Consider the following 20654-nt stretch of genomic DNA (forward strand, 5'->3'; position numbering starts at 1 on the left):
TGCAATGTAAAGCCCGGAGCGCAGTGAGGACTTGAAATGAAAAGCGGGACTGCAAACTGCCATGAACCACAGCCCACTCATTTCCTAATCCTATTTTTTTATTGGGAGCGCAATACTCGGGAACTTCTGTTGAAAAGAAGGATTAAGCCTGGCCAATGCGCTGCTGCAATTGCTTTTCAAAAAAGTATTATGGCCTAAGTCTCTAAAAATCATAAGTTGTAATACGAACCTACAACCAATATTAACTTAAAATCAATCCCTTATTAATTTGAAAAACTGCCCTAACATTAAAGCCCAAAAACCTTTATTTATTTAAAAATTATACTAACTTTGATGTTGCGCTTAGTAATTGTACTTTATACACTAAGCTAGTTAAGAAATCAATAAAAAATTAAAATAAAATGAGCATAATCGTTAATGTCCATGCGAGACAAATCCTCGATTCAAGAGGAAATCCAACAGTAGAAGTAGAAGTAGCAACAGAAGCAGGTGCATTTGGCCGTGCTGCAGTACCAAGTGGTGCATCTACCGGACAATATGAGGCTGTTGAGTTACGTGATGGAGATAAATCTACATATTTGGGTAAAGGCGTTTTAAAAGCGGTAGAAAATGTAAATACTAAAATTGCTGATGCATTGAGAGGTATCGATGTTTTTGAACAAAACGCAATTGACAAACTTATGTTGGACCTTGATGGTACCGAAAACAAAGGTAACTTAGGTGCTAATGCCATTTTAGGTGTTTCTTTAGCTGTAGCAAAAGCTGCTGCTGACGAAATTGGCCAGCCATTATACCGTTACATTGGCGGTGTAAATGCAAACACTTTGCCTATTCCGATGATGAACATCATCAACGGAGGTTCTCACTCTGATGCACCTATTGCATTCCAGGAGTTTATGATTATGCCGGTAGGCGCTCCTTCTTTCTCTGAGGCGTTACGTTGGGGAACTGAAGTTTTCCATAACCTGAAAAAAATTCTTCACGATAGGGGTTTATCTACTGCTGTAGGTGATGAAGGTGGTTTTGCACCAACTTTTGATGGTACTGAAGATGCTATTGAAACTGTATTGAAAGCAATTGAAGCTGCTGGTTACAAACCAGGTTCGCAGATCTGTTTAGCTTTAGACTGTGCTTCATCTGAGTTCTACAAAGATGGTAAATACGATTACACTAAATTTGAAGGCGATAAAGGTGCAATCCGTACCAGCGAAGAGCAGGCACAATATCTAGCCGATCTTTCTGCTAAATATCCAATTATCTCTATCGAAGATGGTATGGATGAAAACGACTGGGCTGGCTGGAAAACGTTAACTGAAAAAATCGGCGACCGCGTACAATTGGTTGGTGATGATTTATTTGTAACCAACGTAACCCGTTTACAACGTGGTATTGACGAAAATACGGCAAACTCTATCCTGGTAAAAGTGAACCAGATCGGTTCTTTAACTGAAACCATCAATGCAGTAACTTTAGCACAAAACAATGGCTATACTTCGGTAATGAGTCACCGTTCTGGCGAAACTGAAGATGTTACCATTGCTGATTTAGCTGTTGCTTTAAACTGCGGACAGATTAAAACCGGTTCGGCTTCGCGTTCAGACAGGATTGCAAAATACAATCAATTATTACGTATTGAAGAAGAATTGGGCGAAAACGCACGTTTTATCGGTTCAAAATTCAAATACGCTAAAAAATAAGCGCCTGAATCACCCTGGGGGTGAATTCTTTTCTCTCCTTTAGGAAGATGCCATAAGGCAGAGAGGTGTTAATAAGTTGAAAAACTTATTTGTGAAACATCCGGAGATTTTAAATCTTCGGATGTTTTTATTTTAATAGTATATTTGCCTGTTGGATTTGATCTTCTCAAATCTTAAAGCTAAATCTCATATCAATATATGAAACGTTTGATAGACCTTTTCCGCAATAAATATTTCCTGGCAACAGTTGCTTTTGCCATGTGGATGCTATTTTTCGATAAAAACGATATGATGTCGCAATACGAATACCGCAGTCAGGCGAACAAACTGCAGGAAGAAAAAGAATATTTTGAGAAAGAAACTGCACAGGTTAAAAAAGATTTAAATGAGTTGAATACCAACTTAAATACTGCCGAAAAGTTCGCCCGTGAAAAATACTTCATGAAAAAAGACAATGAAGATGTTTTTGTGATTATCCAGGAAGAGAAGAAAGATTAATTGATAGTTTTGAGTTGGGGTTTGGAGTCGCCCAGCAATTTCAACAATTAACCATTAGAATAATTCCGGTAATCAGTTAACCAATTCAAACAGTTAACTTGTTTAACGAACCTATCAAGTTTACAACCTGCAACTTTCCAACAATACCAACATGTAACGTTTCAACTTAGGTCATGCTCCACATCCTCTACATTATAGCAATTACCGCCGAGGCCATGACCGCGGCACTATCTGCAGGCCGGCGCGATATGGATTGGGTTGGCGTTTGTATCATTGCCTGGGTTACGGCTTTAGGTGGCGGCACGGTGCGGAATGTGTTGTTCGGCCATTACCCGATGAGCTGGGTGGAACATCCAGAGTACCTGGTCATCACAGCCGCAGCAGCTTTATTGGCAGCATTTATTGCTTCGATTATGACCAAACTTAAAAAACTGTTTCTTTACCTGGATGCCTTGGGTTTAGTGGTATTTACCATTATTGGCTGTCAGGTAGCGCAAGAAATCCATCTTCCCTATTTAATTGTGTTATTTAGCGGCATGATAACCGGTTGTGCGGGTGGTGTGCTCCGTGATGTACTTTGCAACGAAGTACCTTTCCTTTTCCGCAAAGAGATTTATGCCAGTGCCGCCATTGTTACTGGTGCCGTTTATATTGGGGTAGAGCATTTTGATGGTTCAGAAATGCTGGCCACGGTTTCTGCCGCTGTAGTAGGCTTAACTCTAAGGCTCCTTTCCATCCGCTACGAGTGGCACATGCCTAAGTTTGTGTATAGAGATGAATGGCATTAAAACAGTTGGGCGTTTTTAGCCCGGAGTTCTGAATCTGGGGATTCATAACTCCAAACTTGTCTCCGTGGTGTCAGATGTTACCATCTGGCCCTTCTTAAATCAATTTCAATTAAAACAATTATTAGTCAGATGTCTGGGACCAACGCTATTTCAATCAAAAATATCTCTATAATCAGTTAATTTAACAATACCATCCTGTTTACCAAGATAAAATGCCGCACTACTATTCTCCGTGGTGTCAGATGTTACCATCTGGCACTTCTTAGATCAATTTCAATTAAAACAATTATTATTCAGATGTCTGGGACCAACGCTATTTCAATCAAAAACATCTCTATAATCAGTTAATTTAACAATACTATCCTGTTTACCAAGATAAAATGCCGCACTACTATAATTGTAATCTTCAGGATACTCACATAAATTCCAATGAGATTGTAAAGGATTTTGATGAATATATTCCAATTTAATTTCTAAGAGTTCTTTGCTACCTATCCAAACATCATCAAATCTATCATTCCAAACTTTAAACACCTGTTTCTCATTTTCAATCCTAATCAGATTGAGTAGTGGACTTTTGTCAGCTTCAAGGTATTTGCGTATTTCAAATGCACAGAATTTTTTCAGATCGCGCATGGTATCCGACAATTTATTTTCTTCATTGAAATAGAGCAAAATATGAAAGTGATTGGGCATAATTACATAACCAAGAATTGAAATCTGATATTTAACTGCAATGAAGTTTAAGCTATTAACAATGATTAATTTATAACAATTATCTTGAAGCAGTTTTATATGTTTGTAGCAACTTGTAGTAACAAAAAAACATTTTTTCTCTAAAAATAAATTTCTGTTTCTTAATCCCATACAATTGCAATTTGGTGGTATTTAGTGGCATCAGATCCGTTATCATCAGCCACTTGCTAATTGATTGAATATCATGAATTATTATTAAACAGTCAGATGGTAACATCTGACTGCACATATACCTATTTACATCTTATCCGTGGTGTCAGATGTTACCATCTGGCACTTCTTAATCAATTCAATTAAAACAATGTCAGTCAGATGGTAACATCTGACTGCACTCCAAACTTACAATTCCCCATTCCGCTTCCTCAAAAACCACTCGGTACCCAGTAAAATTAAAATCAACCCGAATAGCCACTTCATGTTAATCAGTTCATCATACCTGCGGTCTTCGTAGCTGATGGTTTTAATATTTTCGTTTTTAGCAATCTCGTCAGCTATTTTAAGCAGGTTTTCAGACATAAAAAGCTTGCCATTGCTTTGTTTAGCCATCGTATTTAATAATTGGTGATTGGCCGTTGTTTGTTGATACTCTGCAATTAGTGCATTTACATAGAAACTACCCGAAGCCGTAAATTTTTTCCCTCCCAGTTCCGTATTGGCCAGATAAGAATAATTACCTGCAGGCATGGTACCGGCATCTAACTGATAACCCGTTTCCGTTTTGGAGAAAGTATAGTTGAAAACCTTACCGGCTTCATTTTTAACCTGCAGATTTACTTCAGGCGCATTAACCGCCTGGTAACTGTCGTTATAAAGGGTTGCATTAAACTGAATACTTTCATTTTCATCATAAGCGGCTTTAGCCATAAATACCTTAAACCTGCGTTTATCATCTTTAACCGAAAGGTACTGAACCGTTTTTGAAATCAGATCATTTAAAACGGATTGTGGTGCTTCATTTTCAGCTTCCGAAAGTTTCCAGCGCCATAGCCCCTCTCCCATTAGATAGCCCGCTTTCGAACCATTTTCGTTCGTGAAAAACAACAGCGGTTGCTGGGTAGCCACTTTGCCAATGCGCTGGTTAAAAACGGGTGTAGCACCAGCATTAACGGTAAGCCTGCCAAAGGGAGCAAGCAGGGGATCGAAAGTGGTAAATTGTTTTTTGTCTGCCTCACTTAAGTTGAAAGTTGTAAAACCACTGGCGAAATCGGGATAAACCTCCTGTACAGAACCATTGGCCAAAGCTAAATTAACCTGGTTTTGCATCTGGTTAAAAGCAACGATGTTACTTTGGCCACCTAAAATGTACCAAAGGGGTTTCTTTGCCGATTTAAGCTTCTGCAAAAAACCTGCTGAAAGATTCTGCATATCAGGCAATTGGTAGAGTACAATTAAATCGAATTTGGCCGGATCTGTAGCATTTAGATCATCCGCCAATGCCAGTTTGGCCTCGTAATGTTTATTGAGCGAAATGGCCTCCTTTAAAACGCCCAGATCGGGATGCGGCGCCGCAGCAGCGAGCAATACTTTTTGCCTGCCGTCAATAACTTCCACATAAAAGCTCTGGCTGTTATTCCTCGTGGTCATTTCGTTTGGCAAGGTACCAAGCTGTACAGTATATTTTTGCACCCCAATTTTACCGGCATGCAGTTTAAGCGGAATGCTTTTTACAAAAGAATTTCCGCTAATCGCAATATTTTGCTGTTGCACCTTACTCCCATTCTGAGCAATCGTTAAGCTGGTATTTTCACCATTGCTCTGAAAAGCCTGTACCTGAACTTCAACGGTAAAATCATCATCCAGATAAACAATATTATTGTAATTCACATTCGAGATCAATGCATCGCGTTTTGGAATACTATCCCCCAGTGCAACCGTATAAACCGGTGCATTGATTTGGTTAAGGCTATATAGCGGACTACCGCCATGATTAAAAATTCCATCTGTAGCCAAAATAACTGCGCCAACGTTACGATTGGTATATTCGTCCTGCACTTTGCGGAAAAAGGCTGCAGCATCGGTTAATTTGCCCTGGTTTTTAAAATCCAGGCCATCTGCCACCCGGTCGGAAAAGTGATAAGTTTTTACCTCGTATTTATCTGATAGTTTGTCCTGCAGGGCTTTCAGGTTTTGCTCATACTGTTTTTCATCAAAACCAGGGGCTTTAACCTGTCCTACCGACAAGGAATTATCCTGACCGATGATGATAACGGGCTTATCGAGTGTATAATTTAAGGTTTTAATTAATGGAGCAAATAAAAGCCAGGCAACGGCAGTAACCACCAAAACCCTTAATACAGCAAGCAGGTATTGAAGCTTTTTATCCAGGTTTTTATTATTGCGATAAAGTATCCAGGCATACAACAGGCCCAGTGCTAAACAACCGAGAAAGGATAAAACAGAAGTACCGGAAAAAAAGCTATTCATATTTCATAAAGATGGTAAATTTGATGATATTTTCAAGGCTAATTAACCGCAAAGTACGCAAAGAATTACGCAAAGCACTGCAAAGTGATTAGGCAGCCGGCAATTAACTAAACTTAGCATTCTTTGCGCCATTCCAATAAACAAATCTCTGTGACCTTTGCGGTTAAAAAAATAAATTCATTAGTTTTAACCAAATCAATCTTTATGAAATTAATCTGTTTAACGTTTCTGCTATCTCTAAGCCTTATGGTGCATGCCCAAAACAATTTTAAAGCCACACAAATTAAATTTGAAAGAGTAGAAAAAGCATACCAGGAAAAATGGGAGACATTAAGAAAATTTATCCTGGCAGATGGGTTTGGCGACCGGTTTTCGATGGTAATCAATGCCTATAAAAGTGAAGGTAAATTGGAAGTTTGGCTAAAGGCGAATACTGATAAAGGTTATAAACTATTCCGCACTTACGATTTCTGTGCGCATTCTGGCACACTGGGGCCAAAAGTAACGGAAGGGGACGGACAAACACCAGAAGGTTTTTACTACATTAACATTTTTAACCCAATGAGCAATTTCCATCTTTCGTTAGGAGTAAATTATCCCAATAGTGTTGATCAAGTCAGAACAGGGAAAGATCGAAAAACAGGTGGCGATATCTACATCCACGGCAACTGTGTAACGGTTGGATGTATACCCCTAACAGACGAAAAAATTAAGGAGGTTTATATTTTAGGTGTTGAGGCGAGAAATGCCGGCCAGGAAAGGATTCCGGTTAACATTTATCCTTTCAAAATGACCGAAGCAAACTTAAAGAAATATTCAGGGCAATTCCCGGCCCAGGCCAGTTTTTGGAAATCGTTACAACCGGGTTATTTAGCTTTTGAGCAGCATAAAACCCAGCCGAATGTTAGTGAGGTTAAAGGGAAATACCTGGTCAGGTAGTGCGAAGGTTGAAATGTTCTAAAGCTGGAATGTTTTCAAGGTTGAAATGTTGCAAAGCTCTGCTCTTAAACAAGGTAAAAGCTAAAAGGCGTAAGGTTTAGGGTAATTACCCGCCTTACGCCTTTACTATTTTATCGCTTTGGAAAGAAAACCTCCGCCTTAAACCTTATGCCTTCTACCTCTCTACAGCATCCCACCACAAACCGATAACGTTTGTCCGGTTACATAAGCACTCATATCAGAAGCCAGGAATACGCAAACATTGGCAATATCTTCAGTTTCGCCGGCACGTTTTAACGGAATATCTTTTTCCCAACCTTCAACTACTTTAGGATCTAAAACATCAGTCATTTCGGTACGGATAAAGCCCGGGGCAACAACGTTTGCACGAATATTTCTTGATCCCAACTCTTTCGCTACCGATTTGGTAAAACCGATAATACCTGCTTTAGATGCTGCATAATTGGCCTGACCAGCATTACCCGAAACGCCCACCACCGAACTCATGTTAATAAAAACACCTTTACGGGCCTTCATCATCACTTTTGAAGCTGCTTTGGTTACGTTGAAGATCGATTTTAAGTTGATATTGATTACATCATCCCAGTTCTCTTCGCTCATTCGCATTAATAAGCCATCCTTGGTAATACCTGCGTTATTTACTACAATATCGATGGTCCCAAATTCTGCAACAATATCATTGATCAACTGCTCGGCTTCATCAAATTTGGATGCATCAGAACGGTAACCCTTAACTTTAGTACCAAAGTTTTGCAACTCTTGCTCTAATGCCTGGCCTTTTTCTACTGATGATAAATAGGTGAATGCTACATTAGCACCTTGCTCTGCAAATTTTTCCGCTATTTTACGGCCAATTCCTTTTGATGCGCCGGTAATTAATGCTGTTTTTCCTTCTAGTAATTTCATTATGAAATGTTGTAAAATTGAAATGTTTTAATGTTGTAAAGTTAATAACTCTACTGAAATATTGTCAAATTGTTTAATTGCTGCATATTAACAACTCAAAATTCCGAACTGTCAACTCCGAACTTATACTGCCGGTTCCTGCTGGCTCAGGCAATGGAAACTACCTAATCCCCAGATAATATCAACGGAATTAATACCTACGACCTTACGGTCAGGGAAACAGCCCTGAATAATATCCAAAGCTTTCTGGTCGTTCACATCATCAAAAACCGGAACAATTACGGCCGAATTGGCGATATAAAAATTAGCGTAAGAGGCGGGTAAACGGGTATCTTCGTAAATTACAGGCGAAGGCATAGGCAGCTTCACAATATTTAGTGCACGGCCATCTTTCAGTTTCATTGCTTTTAAAGCCTCCAGGTTCTCTTGCAACAGTATATAGTTTTCATCCAAGGGATTACTTTCTACCACCGTTAAAACGGTATCCTCGTTTACAAATCGGGTAATATCGTCGATGTGACCATCGGTATCATCGCCAACAATGCCGTCTCCTAACCACAACACCTGCTCCTGGCCATAATATTCAAGCAAATACTGTTCTATCTGCTCCTTTGTTAAATGTGGATTGCGGTTTTCGTTCAATAGACAGGCAGTAGTAGTTAAAACCGTGCCCGCGCCATTAAACTCTACTGAACCGCCTTCCATTACAATATCAGGTGCAAATAAAGGCAGGTTAAAGTGTTGGGCTATTTTGGTTGGCACAACATCATCCAGATCAAACGGCGGGTATTTTCCTCCCCAGGCGTTGTAGCCCCAATCTACCACTGCTTTTTCATTTTCTTTAACCACAAAGGCAGGTCCATGATCGCGGCACCAGGCATCGTTAGTTTCATTGAAATAAAATTCAATCTGTGTTAAATCGGCATCCACTTTTTGAAGTTCGGCAATAGCAAAAGCTTTCATTTCTTCATCTTTTACATTAATCCGCACTTTTTCGCCCTCAGCCACCACTTTTATAAACTGGCAATAAGGGGCATAAATGGTTTCGATCTTTCCTGGCCATGAGGCTTCTTTATGTGGCCAACTTAACCAGGTAGCCTCATGTTTAGCCCACTCGGCTGGGAAAGCATATCCTTGCTGTTTGGGTGAGTAATCGAAGTGATTAATATTTAAATTTTCTCTTGGAGGGAAATTTGACATCTAATTTAATTTATAAAATGAATGGTTCGTGAGGACACGAACCATGGATTTTTAATTTATGCTTTAGGCTTTCAGCTTAATCCCCGTCAAGATACCTTTTGGTAATCGGCTGATAAGAATCAATCCTTCTGTCTCTTAAAAATGGCCAGTGTTTACGGAAAAAGTCTGACTGGGTTAGATCCAGCTCCACTACTTCAGTTTCTTCCTGATCGTGCGAAGCTAAATAAAGTAAACGTCCCTGGGCATTGGTAGCAAAGCTTCCGCCCCAGAATTTCATGGCACCATCCTGCTCAAAACCAACCCGGTTTACACTCACTACCGGAACGCCATTGGCAACGGCATGAGCGCGTTGAATGGTTTGCCATGCATTGTACTGATCTTGATTCGTTTCCTCATCCTGATCAGTAGCCCAACCAATTGCAGTTGGGTAAAACATGATATCGGCTCCCATCAGTGCAGTAATGCGCGATGCTTCCGGATACCATTGGTCCCAACAGATTAAAATACCGATTTTAGCAAATTTGGTCTGGAAAACCTTATAACCTAAATCGCCCGGCGTAAAGTAAAATTTCTCGTAGTAGGCCGGATCATCCGGAATATGCATTTTACGGTATTTACCTAAATAAGCCCCATCGGCATCTAAAACTGCAGTAGTATTGTGGTACAAACCTTCGGCACGTTTTTCAAACAGCGAAGCAATGATAACTACTCCCAGTTCTTTGGCAACTACCTGTAAAGCATCGGTTGATGGGCCTGGAATAGCTTCTGCCAGGTCGAAATTATCGTAATCTTCAACATCGCAGAAGTACAGGGATGTAAAAAGCTCCTGCAAACATACAATCTGTGCACCCTTTGCAGCGGCTTCCCTTATTTTCGTAATCGCTTTATCTAAATTTTCCTGCTTATCTTTAGTACAGCTCATCTGCACCAGGCCAACTTTTACCTTCTTCATATTTTTGAAATTATTGGATGAGCGAATGATGGAATGAATGAATTTACAAAACCATTCAATCATTCAAAATTCTATCATGCTAAACCGGCTGCAAAGTTACTAAAAAGGTTTAAGCTATAAAGGCAAAGGCTGTAAGGTTTGTATAAAAATATAAAAAAGCAAACATAATTAGAACCAGGTTTCTTTTGCTGTTGCTTACCTATATAACAAGTTTAAGATTCCTTTTTTCATATCGATCTCTACCTTATCGTTTAAAGCATAGTTTTTAAGAATACTGGGTTTTGTTTCAAGGATTATTTCCCTCCCTATCTGGTCCTTTATAGTAAGTTCATATACGCCAACGGATCTATAACGCCCTTTTTTTTCGATTTTATTTATTACAACCCCCTTAATTCTAACAACTTCATTTCTTTCATATATAGAATTCATAAAAGTTAATGCACAACCTAATACACTCCTCACAACAATAACGTAGATTATAAAAATGAAGACAAATGTTTTCGCCATCGAACCCAATACAATGTCGTCGAAAATTATGATAAAAAGCCCCAACTGCTGTCGGGACTTTTTATTCTATTCTGAAACAAATTATGGATTAATATTATCCTTTTTAGGTTTTTGTTTTGTTTCTACAATTTCTGCTACGTCAACTACCTCTTTACGTTTTTCAGGGTCCATTAATTCCATCAGTTTTAAACCCAGCAGGCCATCCATTGCCGACCCTCCATGGTTACCCCCATTTCCACCAATCAATACGTCGGGAATCAGTTTTACATTTCCTTTCGATAGCTCTTCGGTAATTTTGTAACGGGTAAAGTTTTCGCCACCCAAAGCCTTAACAGCAAGTTCATAAGCCTCGGCCGTAGATTTACCTACCGCTAAAATTTTACCTGCTTCGGCACTACCGGTTAACGAAATCTGTTCAGCCTCTGCTGATGCACGTAATTTAATCGCTTCCGAATCGGCCTGTGCACGTGCTTTCGTAGCTTCAGCTTCGGCATGTGCCCGCATTTTCGTAGCTTCGGCTTCAGCACCTACAGCCAGTTTTACTCCGGCGGCATCGCCCTCCGATTTTTTCACCGTTGCACTTGCTGTACGTTCGGCAATTTCAACACTTTGTTGCGCTTTTACGATATCTTTCTGCATATCGGCAATGGCGGTTTCTTTTTCCATACCCTGGCGCGTTTCCTGGGCCTGTTTTTGCGTTTCGTAAGTCACCTTTTGCTCCTCAGCAATTTTACGGTCGGTTAAGGTTTTCATTAACGATTCTGGTGGTACAATGTCGCCAATTAAAGTATCTACCGCATTCACGTTGTACTCGTCGAGCACTTTACGAATATGCTCTTTGGCCGACTCCTGGCGTTCTTTACGGGTACTGAGAAAGGCAATTACATCGCTGCCCTGCGCCGAGTTACGGAAATAGTTACCAATTGTAGGCTCCAATACCTGCGAAACCAGGTTAACCATATTACCAAAACGGGCAATTACTTTTGGTGCCTCGGTGGTAGGCACATGAATAATCTGTGCCACATCCAGATTAAAAGGGAAACCATCTCTCGAACGTACCGTAATGGTTGAAAGATTTTTATCGAGGTTATGTGCCTCGCTGCGCGCCGACGCCCAGTTTAATACCAAATTGGTAGTAGGCACCAGCTCTACCTTCATAATGTATTTGTTAATCGGGTATTTCCCCGGCCCAAGTGGTTCCAGCCATACCCCTTTCGATCCTTTGGCTACAATATTACCGTGTTTAAAATCAGCACCGGTTAAATCGTCGCCTTCTTTACCGATAAACGAGATCACCACACCTACGTAACCAATGGCAATTTCGGTCATGGGTATTTCTTCCAACTGGATAGCCCAGGGGTTTAAATTGTATGAACCTGCTAAAATAACCTGCGGTTGCAAACCCCGGTTACCGCCCTGTTTTACAAAGGCATCAAAATCCTGAAAGTTATTGTGTCCTTCTACCAGTTTGCCTGCAATCTGGTTGGCTTCAATAGGTAAACCATCCAAGGTAGTCACAATACCTACCATGCTTTCCTGAATGCGGACCATATCGGTAACCGAGACCTGGAATAACATGGTATTAATCCGGTACGAACCGGAAGTGATGTAAGCGGTTTGCCTACCCCGCTGACCACCGTTTTCGAGGAACTTAACCGCATCCTGGAAGTTATCCGATTCTACTTTTTGCCCCAGGATATTTCCTGTCGGGATTTCGGCCCCGTCTTTGGCCATAATCAACCCGATTTTACCTTCGGGAATAATGGTGAACTGCTCCATGGTTACACTATATTGCCAGAACCACATCCCGAAATACAACCCAGGGGCCAGTGTTTTTCCCTGGAAACCTGCCTCACCTTTTATGGCGATAATGCGCCCATCAGGCAGTTCGCGATCTGACCCCAAGAGCACGAATTTTTTGGTAATCAAGCCGATCCTATCCTCGGGTACGATGACCATCCCGAATAAGAAACGTAAAATATATTTGTATAAAACTAAGCACAACAGTGCCACTAAAACCCACCAGTAATTTGAAATGAGCGATTCCATAATTTATATGTTTTTTATGTTTTTTTTAGCCTAATAAACCATTTATTAAGCATGCTATTGACATCAAATTGTGTGCATTGTTACCAGATTTAACAGTTATTTTTAAGAAATTTTTATTTGATTTTAAGGCCCAAAAGAAGCTTCAAGAAACACGATTACAGAAGTGCAAACTGCAGATGACATTTTTAGCAATTGCTTAACCAAACGCTTATAAACAGCCAAAAACTGCCTTTTTCTTTTTACCTTGCAGCTTCAGAAATTTTAATTGTACTTTTAACAATTAAAAGAAAAAAGCCGTCCTTTTTTGGACCTATAGAATTGACCTGATTGGGGTACACCTGGCTTTATACTGCCACTAAGTCACGAAGATTATGCTCCGATTTCGGTTCTGTATTCCTGTTGCAGTTCGAACAGGCATTTGGCGCATAGGCAGCCATCGTACAGTTCAGAAATATACTGCACTTCATTGATGCTGAGTTGCACCACACTACACTGGCATTTGGTATAAGAGTTTGCCTTGCACTCAATAGCGGTTCCGCATCTTTCGCAGGGAATGATTTCGTGTTTGCTCTGTTTCAAGGTTGAAGGCATAAGGTATAGGGTTTAAGGTAAAACCTATTGCATTACAAAAATATAAACAAAAAATAAGGTTTTGAGCTTTTGCCCAAAACCTTATCTATTTTATTGCTTTATGATGAGAAGGGGTTAACTATTGCATTTAAGATTGCTCCGTGCCTCGCAATTGACGGCGCTAGCGACCTTAAGCCTTCCGCCTTCCAGCCCTCTGCCTTAACCTGAACAGCTAATGCAGCCTTCTTCCATGGTACAAACCGGGCCAGTGATGATTTCTTCAGCAACCTGATCTTGTGGAATTTCAGCTGGGATAACCGCTTCAATTGCTTTACCACCCTGGTTCTCTACTGTAAATTTAACCGCTTGCGAAGCTGCTTGTGTACGTAGATAATACATACCGGTTTTCAAACCTTTCTCCCATGCATAGAAGTGCATTGAAGTTAATTTTGAGGTGTTCGGTGCGTTTACGAACAGGTTTAAAGACTGCGACTGGCAGATATAGGCACCACGGTCGGCAGCCATATCGATGATGTTGCGCATCTTAATCTCCCAAACAGTTTTGTACAGTTCTTTGATGTAATCAGGAATTTCAGGAATAGCCTGGATTGAACCGTTAGCCAATATGATTTTGTTTTTCATATCGTTGTTCCATAAACCTAAGGCCACTAAATCTTTCAATAAGTGTTTGTTTACAACCACAAACTCTCCACTCAATACACGGCGGGTGTAAATGTTAGAAGTGTAAGGTTCGAAACACTCATTGTTACCTAAAATCTGCGAAGTAGATGCAGTTGGCATTGGTGCAACCAATAATGAGTTGTATACGCCATCTTTAACTATCTTTTTACGCAATGCATCCCAATCCCAACGGCCGCTGTCTGGTGTTACATTCCACAGATCGAACTGGAATTTACCTTTTGATAAAGGAGAACCTTTAAATGACTGGTAAGGACCATGTTTCACTGCCAAATCATGTGAAGCCGACATCGAAGCGTAATAAATGGTTTCGAAGATATCTTTGTTTAAACGTTTGGCCTCGTCGCTTTCGAAAGGTAAACGCAACAGGATAAAGGCATCAGCTAAACCTTGTACACCTAAACCAACCGGCCTGTGGCGCATGTTAGAGTTTTCAGCTTCCTGAACCGGGTAATAGTTGTGATCGATGATCTTATTCAGGTTTAAAGTAGCCTGGTAAGTTACATCGTATAATTTTTGGTGATCGAAAGCACCGTTGATCACGAAACGTGGTAAAGCAAGCGATGCCAAGTTACAAACTGCAACTTCATCTTTTGAGGTATACTCTATAATTTCGGTACACAGGTTAGAACTTTTAATGGTTCCTAAATTCTGCTGGTTAGATTTGCTGTTCGCCGCATCTTTAAACAACATATATGGTGTACCGGTTTCAATCTGCGAATCTAAGATAGCAAACCAGAGTTCCTGCGCTTTAATGGTTTTACGGCCACGGCCTTCGGCTTCATATTTAATATATAGATCTTCAAATTCCTTACCGAAACAATCTGCTAAACCTGGTGCTTCGTGCGGACAGAACAAGGTCCAGTCGCCATTATCTTTAACACGTTGCATAAACAAATCGTTGATCCAAAGTGCATAGAATAAATCGCGCGCGCGCATTTCTTCTTTACCGTGGTTTTTACGAAGATCCAAAAATTCGAAAACATCTGCGTGCCAAGGCTCTAAATAAATAGCAAAAGCACCTTTACGTTTGCCTCCACCCTGATCTACGTAGCGCGCGGTATCGTTAAATACGCGTAACATTGGGATAATACCATTGCTTGTACCATTGGTACCACCAATATATGAACCGGTTGCACGGATGTTGTGAATGCTTAAACCGATACCGCCTGCACTTTGCGAAATTTTAGCGGTTTGTTTTAACGTATCGTAAATACCTTCGATGCTGTCATCCTGCATGGTTAACAAGAAACACGACGACATTTGAGGTTTTGGTGTAGCGGCATTGAACAACGTTGGTGTAGCATGCGTAAACCAACGCTCGCTCATTAAGTTATAGGTTTTAATGGCGCTCTCGATATCTTCTTTGTGGATACCAACAGAAACACGCATGAATAAATGCTGAGGACGCTCAACAATTTTATTGTTAACCTTTAAAAGGTATGATTTTTCTAAGGTTTTAAAACCGAAATAATCGAAACCGAAATCGCGGTCGTAAATAATAGAGCTATCTAAAATCTCTGCATTTTTTTCAATAATCTCATAAACATCATCAGCAATAAGCGGAGCTGCTTTCTGCGCTTTCGGGTCGAAATATTCGTACAACATTTTCATCGTACCCGAGAATGATTTAGTGGTGTTTTTATGCAGGTTGGAAACCGCAATACGCGAAGCTAATAAAGCATAATCAGGATGCTTAGTCGTTAACGATGCAGCTGTTTCTGCGGCAAGGTTATCCAGCTCAGATGTGGTTACCCCATCGTATAAACCTTCGATTACCTTTTTAGCTACATCAATCGGGTCTACAAGGTCTGAATTTAAGCCATAGCAAAGTTTTTGAATACGGGCTGTGATTTTGTCAAATTGCACCGCTTCTTTGCGGCCATCTCTTTTTAGTACGAACATATTTTATGAGATTTAAGTTTTATATCAAGTCGTGAATAAGTATTGAGTAATAAGTATCAAGACAGAAGATTCACGTTTGTATTTTTTATTATTTATTTTATAGTATCAAGTAGTAAGTACAGGCATCAAAACCTTCCGCCCTCTACCTTTAACCTTTAAAAGTCTTCATCCAAAGAAAACGCCTGTGCTTTATTATCGGCTGCGGTTAATACACCACTTTTCTGATAATCGCCAACACGTTTCTCGAAGAAATTGGTTTTACCCTGCAAGGAGATCATTTCCATAAAATCGAAAGGATTGGTTGCATTGTATATTTTTTTGTAACCTAATTCCTGCAACCATCTATCGGCAACAAACTCGATATACTGGCTCATCAGTTTTGCATTCATTCCAATCAGGGCAACCGGTAATGCATCGGTAATAAATTCTTTTTCGATTTCAACTGCATCGCTGATAATGCCATGCACCTGTTCTTCGCTCAACTTATTGCTTAACATGCTGTACAACAGGCAGGCAAATTCGCAGTGTGAACCCTCATCTCTCGAGATCAGCTCGTTACTGAAAGTTAAACCAGGCATCAAACCGCGTTTCTTCAACCAGAAGATTGAGCAGAAACTCCCGCTGAAGAAAATACCTTCAACCGCAGCAAAAGCCACTAAGCGCTCGGCAAAAGTTCCGTTATCAATCCAGCGTAAAGCCCACTCAGCCTTTCTTTTTACTGCCGGAACAGTATCAATGGCATGGAACAAACGGTCTTTTTCTTCAGGATCTTTGATGTAGGTATCGATTAATAAAGCATAGGTTTCTGAGTGGATGTTTTCCATCATGATCTGGAAACCGTAAAAACAACGGGCTTCCGGAATCTGAACTTCACTCATGAAATTTACTGCAAGATTTTCGTTTACAATGCCATCACTGGCTGCAAAAAAAGCTAAAATGTGAGATATGAAATGTCTTTCACCGTCGTTAAGGTTTTCCCAATGTTTCAGGTCGTCAGAAAGGTCGATTTCCTCGGCAGTCCAGAAACTGGCCTCTGTTCTTTTATACATCTCCCAAACTTTCGGATACTTGATCGGAAGGAGCACAAACCTGTCTTTGTTTTCTTGTAGTAATAATTCCTGTTCCATACGCTGATATTTTAAAATCTATTTTAACAGAGCCGACGAAGACACGCATCCATCAATTTTATATGATGATTGTAATGTCTTTTATCAAAACGCTGTAGTGAAAGTGCTAACCCTATTACCTGACAAACAACTGAGTTTTTAGTTCGGAAAATTTAAAAATGTAATCTGAGAGATATACGCATAAATTACTAAAAACTAAGCTTTTATATTTGTTTTCAAGCGCAAGAAGTTAAAGAACTTTGTTATAACAAATATATATACGGTGGTGGTTTTTAGTGAACCAAAGTTGTTAACACCCTCCCCGATTGTTGGGCAAAAACGATCAGCCAAATCTCATTTTCGAGCCAAAAAAAAGCTAATCATTTAATTTCAAGCCTTTAACAAACCAAAACAAGTGTTAATAACTTAAATTTAAGGAGTGTTTTAAGCTCAGAATAGAGCTAAAAGGAATACTATTCAACCGTATAACTGAGGTTAACTTTAGCGATACCTTTGTGGTAGATACCGATCTGTTTAGCAGCTCTTTCTGACAAATCGATGGCCAGCCTTTTGGAGAAAGGGCCTCGGTCATTTACCTTTACCACTACCGATTTTCCGTTAGCCGGGTTGGTTACGGTAACCATTGTACCAAATGGCAGGGTGCGATGTGCGGCGGTGAGTTTTTTTGCCCTGTAGCGGGCGCCGCTTGTGGTGCGGTGGCCTTCAAATTTCCGGTGATAATAAGTGGCAAGAACTGTTTTCTGAATACTGTCTGTTGCATTTACTGGCGAGGCAGAATCTTGTGCGTTACTGTGCAAAAACAAGAACAAACTACTTAATAACAGAAGATACTTCATAGGCTAAAATTCTTTATCGAGCCCGCAAATATAAGCATTTAGTTTAAAATGAAGCGGTTAATCAGCATTCATCCGGCAAAACAAGGCTCTTTAATCCCATGCCGCACCACTGCTTTATCCATAAAATCGCTACCTAACACCATGCCAGGTAAGGTTTTTGCCTGTTGAAAAAAAGTAAGTGTAATGCGATAATTTATTTCATTTCCTGTTCTAAAAACGGAATTAAAAAGTTGAATAAAGCCAGGGTGCGGTGTTCCTGTTTACTGATTTTAATCATTTTTTAGACCATATCCAGATGCTTAGCAGCCAGGCCGTTTTCTTCTTTATTGTCGCTTTCCAAAGCCTGCTTTGGATTGCCTTTAGCATTATTAAGTCGTATCCCTCTCCAGTTACCCAGGCATGCTGGGCTGTGTAAAAATTAAATAAGTTTAGGCCGAAGAGCAGGAATTTATGTTTCATTATTACTTTCGGATAGCGGGTTTGTACCGGTTAGTACAACTAAATAAGGCATTTGACAAACACCATATCTTTAAAAAATCGCCCAAATGATTGACTATTTGATTTGATCACAAACAGCCACAAAAAAGGCGTAAAGCTTATCGCCTTACGCCTTTACCTAACCCCTCTACATCCAACTTATTTCTGATCGGGCACGAAATTCATCGAGATCGAATTTACACAATGGCGGGTGTCTTTATTGGTAAAACCTTCTCCTAAAAATACGTGACCCAAATGTGCACCACAGTTGGCACACACAATTTCTGTACGCGAACCATCTGCATCAGGAATACGCTTTACCGCACCTTTAATTTCATCATCAAAGGCAGGCCAGCCGCAATGTGCATCGAATTTGCTTTCTGAGCGGTACAGGGCTGCGTTGCAGCGTTTACAGGTATAGGTTCCTTTATCTGTGGTATGCTCATATTTACCTGTTCCCGGATATTCGGTACCTTTATGTACGATTACTCTTTCTTCTTCGGGTGTTAATGGATTCCAGTTCATTTTTTTCTTGGGTATAATGGGTGTTGCTTCTTTGGTTGCCTTTGCTTCATTTTTATCCTGCTTCTGTGCACAGGCCGAAAATGTAGCGATTAACACAACAGCCGAAGCTAAAAATAGTTTATTTAACATTGTTCTCATGTTACAATATACGTTAAAACTATAGGTTTTGGTTTGCTGATTAACCGGTTTATATTAGTGTTTACAAAGGAATGATAAATGGATTAGAAGATCATGGTTTAAGTGTAAGTTCTTAAGTCTACGAATAATCCATAACGATAATTGTGAACTAATCTAATAATAATCCCAATATTCTTCCATTTTTATTTCCGTGCCGCTCTGTGTCTCCGTGGCAATTATAAAAACCTGCCGCTTCGCACCTACCCTCCATTTATGATCGATAAAGTGTAATAAAACAAAAAGCGCTCCGAACTTAACCGAAACGCTTTTCTTTATGTAAATTTAAAAATCTTACTTCGCTAATTCTTCAGCCATTGCAGCACCGATTTCAGCAGGGCTTTCTACTACACGGATGCCGCACTCACGCATGATTTTCATTTTTGCAGCTGCAGTATCATCAGCACCGCCAACAATGGCACCGGCATGGCCCATTCTACGTCCCGGAGGCGCAGTCTGGCCGGCAATGAAACCAACAACAGGTTTAGTACCGTGCTCCTTGATCCAACGGGCAGCTTCAGCTTCCATTCCACCACCAATTTCACCGATCATGATAATACCGTGAGTTTCAGGATCGTTCATTAACAATTTAACTGCTTCTACAGTAGGGGTTCCGATAATTGGGTCGCCACCGATACCAATCGCAGTGGTAATACCTAGACCAGCTTTCACAACCTGATCTACGGCTTCGTAAGTTAAAGTTCCTGATTTAGAAACCACACCTACATTACCTTTTTTGAAGATAAAACCTGGCATGATACCAATTTTAGCTTCGTCGGCTGTAATAATACCCGGGCAGTTAGGGCCAATCAAAGTAACATCACGACCTGTAATATATTCTTTAACCTGAATCATATCCTTTGTAGGGATACCTTCGGTAATACAAACAATAACTTTAATTCCACCTTCGGCAGCTTCCATAATTGCATCAGCAGCAAAAGCCGGTGGCACAAAAATGATCGATACATTTGCACCCGTTTGATCAACGGCATCTTTAACAGTATTAAAAACAGGCTTATCTAAATGTAATTGCCCACCTTTGCCAGGCGTTACACCACCAACTACGTTTGTACCATAGGCCAGCATCTGCTCGGCGTGGTAAGTTCCTTCGTTTCCGGTAAAACCCTGAACGATAACCTTAGAATCTTTATTTACTAAAACGCTCATGTATCAATTTTTTTTGTGCAAAGCTAATATTATTGACTGGAAAGTCAAACCGAAAAGCATATTATTTGCCCCGTTTTTTCAGGAAAATGTAAGGAAATGGTTTTAAGCTAAAAGGGGAAAGACTAAAGCTAAAAGCGCAAGGCAAAATCAATTATTGTATTACTGTTATAAAAAAGATTCTACCAGTAATTACACCTGGCTATTGGAAGCGGTTAAATTGAAGGATAAAAGACTTCCGGAAATAAACCGGAGCAGGCCTTTCGGTAACAGTGCAACAGAGTAAAGCGAATGGCAGGGCTAAAGACCGCCAGGAAACACAAACCACTCGTTTCCGAATAAAAAATTGTCTCTTTAATCAGAAAATGAGCAGTCCCGTTCCTTTGGTGAGCTTCAGTCCCGCTCTCCGTTCTTTCCGATGAAAAACCGGAACCACTATG

18 protein-coding genes are annotated in these 20654 nt (G+C 40.2%); 4 read left to right on the plus strand and 14 right to left on the minus strand.

Features of this window, described 5'->3' with window-relative positions:
• The first annotated feature begins 401 nt into the window (after positions 1-401).
• From eno to GGQ60_RS22725, 3 genes are all read left to right on the plus strand, one after another.
• Entirely contained in the window at positions 402-1697 is a 1296-nt protein-coding gene (gene eno / locus GGQ60_RS22715; RefSeq protein ID WP_183768741.1) for a phosphopyruvate hydratase, read from the plus strand.
• A 198-nt stretch (positions 1698-1895) separates the two neighbouring features.
• Positions 1896-2195 (plus strand): FtsB family cell division protein, encoded by a 300-nt coding sequence (locus tag GGQ60_RS22720; RefSeq protein ID WP_025145767.1) that lies wholly within the window; start codon positions 1896-1898, stop codon positions 2193-2195.
• 173 nt (positions 2196-2368) lie between these two features.
• Positions 2369-2983, plus strand: a complete 615-nt coding sequence (locus GGQ60_RS22725; protein ID WP_183768743.1) for a trimeric intracellular cation channel family protein — start codon at positions 2369-2371, stop codon at positions 2981-2983.
• A 318-nt stretch (positions 2984-3301) separates the two neighbouring features.
• Here GGQ60_RS22725 and GGQ60_RS22730 read toward each other — a convergent pair whose 3' ends face one another.
• Together GGQ60_RS22730 and GGQ60_RS22735 are read right to left on the minus strand one after the other, a co-directional pair.
• Complete coding sequence (locus GGQ60_RS22730) at positions 3302-3850, minus strand: REP-associated tyrosine transposase (RefSeq protein ID WP_183768745.1); 549 nt, start codon at positions 3848-3850, stop codon at positions 3302-3304.
• A gap of 228 nt (positions 3851-4078) precedes the next feature.
• Positions 4079-6163: a hypothetical protein gene (locus GGQ60_RS22735; protein WP_183768747.1), complete on the minus strand. Its 2085-nt coding sequence runs from the start codon at positions 6161-6163 to the stop codon at positions 4079-4081.
• Positions 6164-6367: 204 nt separating this feature from the next.
• On the opposite strand from GGQ60_RS22735, the gene GGQ60_RS22740 reads away from it, so the two are divergent.
• Positions 6368-7102 (plus strand): L,D-transpeptidase family protein, encoded by a 735-nt coding sequence (locus GGQ60_RS22740; protein ID WP_183768749.1) that lies wholly within the window; start codon positions 6368-6370, stop codon positions 7100-7102.
• 183 nt (positions 7103-7285) lie between these two features.
• Here GGQ60_RS22740 and fabG read toward each other — a convergent pair whose 3' ends face one another.
• From fabG to GGQ60_RS22925, 12 genes are all read right to left on the minus strand, one after another.
• Positions 7286-8029 (minus strand): 3-oxoacyl-[acyl-carrier-protein] reductase, encoded by a 744-nt coding sequence (gene fabG, locus GGQ60_RS22745; protein WP_183768751.1) that lies wholly within the window; start codon positions 8027-8029, stop codon positions 7286-7288.
• Between the two features lie 123 nt (positions 8030-8152).
• Positions 8153-9229, minus strand: a complete 1077-nt coding sequence (locus GGQ60_RS22750) for an agmatine deiminase family protein (protein WP_183768753.1) — start codon at positions 9227-9229, stop codon at positions 8153-8155.
• A 76-nt stretch (positions 9230-9305) separates the two neighbouring features.
• The gene (locus tag GGQ60_RS22755; protein WP_183768755.1) at positions 9306-10181 is read right to left on the minus strand and encodes a carbon-nitrogen hydrolase; all 876 of its coding nucleotides are present in this window, start codon (positions 10179-10181) and stop codon (positions 9306-9308) included.
• Positions 10182-10376: 195 nt separating this feature from the next.
• Entirely contained in the window at positions 10377-10610 is a 234-nt protein-coding gene (locus tag GGQ60_RS22760; RefSeq protein WP_183768757.1) for a hypothetical protein, read from the minus strand.
• A 159-nt stretch (positions 10611-10769) separates the two neighbouring features.
• Positions 10770-12737, minus strand: a complete 1968-nt coding sequence (locus tag GGQ60_RS22765) for an SPFH domain-containing protein (RefSeq protein WP_183768759.1) — start codon at positions 12735-12737, stop codon at positions 10770-10772.
• 369 nt (positions 12738-13106) lie between these two features.
• Positions 13107-13328 (minus strand): cysteine-rich CWC family protein, encoded by a 222-nt coding sequence (locus GGQ60_RS22770; RefSeq protein WP_183768761.1) that lies wholly within the window; start codon positions 13326-13328, stop codon positions 13107-13109.
• 198 nt (positions 13329-13526) lie between these two features.
• The gene (locus GGQ60_RS22775; RefSeq protein ID WP_183768763.1) at positions 13527-15911 is read right to left on the minus strand and encodes a ribonucleoside-diphosphate reductase subunit alpha; all 2385 of its coding nucleotides are present in this window, start codon (positions 15909-15911) and stop codon (positions 13527-13529) included.
• 155 nt (positions 15912-16066) lie between these two features.
• Positions 16067-17038 carry a ribonucleoside-diphosphate reductase small subunit gene (locus GGQ60_RS22780; RefSeq protein ID WP_090771670.1) on the minus strand — a complete coding sequence of 324 codons (972 nt, stop codon included), beginning with the start codon at positions 17036-17038 and terminating at the stop codon, positions 16067-16069.
• A gap of 452 nt (positions 17039-17490) precedes the next feature.
• Positions 17491-17874: a septal ring lytic transglycosylase RlpA family protein gene (locus GGQ60_RS22785; protein ID WP_183768765.1), complete on the minus strand. Its 384-nt coding sequence runs from the start codon at positions 17872-17874 to the stop codon at positions 17491-17493.
• 636 nt (positions 17875-18510) lie between these two features.
• Positions 18511-19014: a methionine-R-sulfoxide reductase gene (locus GGQ60_RS22790; RefSeq protein WP_183768767.1), complete on the minus strand. Its 504-nt coding sequence runs from the start codon at positions 19012-19014 to the stop codon at positions 18511-18513.
• 330 nt (positions 19015-19344) lie between these two features.
• The gene (gene sucD / locus GGQ60_RS22795) at positions 19345-20217 is read right to left on the minus strand and encodes a succinate--CoA ligase subunit alpha (RefSeq protein ID WP_183768769.1); all 873 of its coding nucleotides are present in this window, start codon (positions 20215-20217) and stop codon (positions 19345-19347) included.
• 212 nt (positions 20218-20429) lie between these two features.
• A partial coding sequence (locus tag GGQ60_RS22925; RefSeq protein WP_221236028.1) for a hypothetical protein occupies positions 20430-20654 on the minus strand: 225 nt, incomplete at its 5' end.

The organism is Pedobacter zeae, assembly GCF_014196715.1.
GTDB lineage: Bacteria > Bacteroidota > Bacteroidia > Sphingobacteriales > Sphingobacteriaceae > Pedobacter > Pedobacter zeae.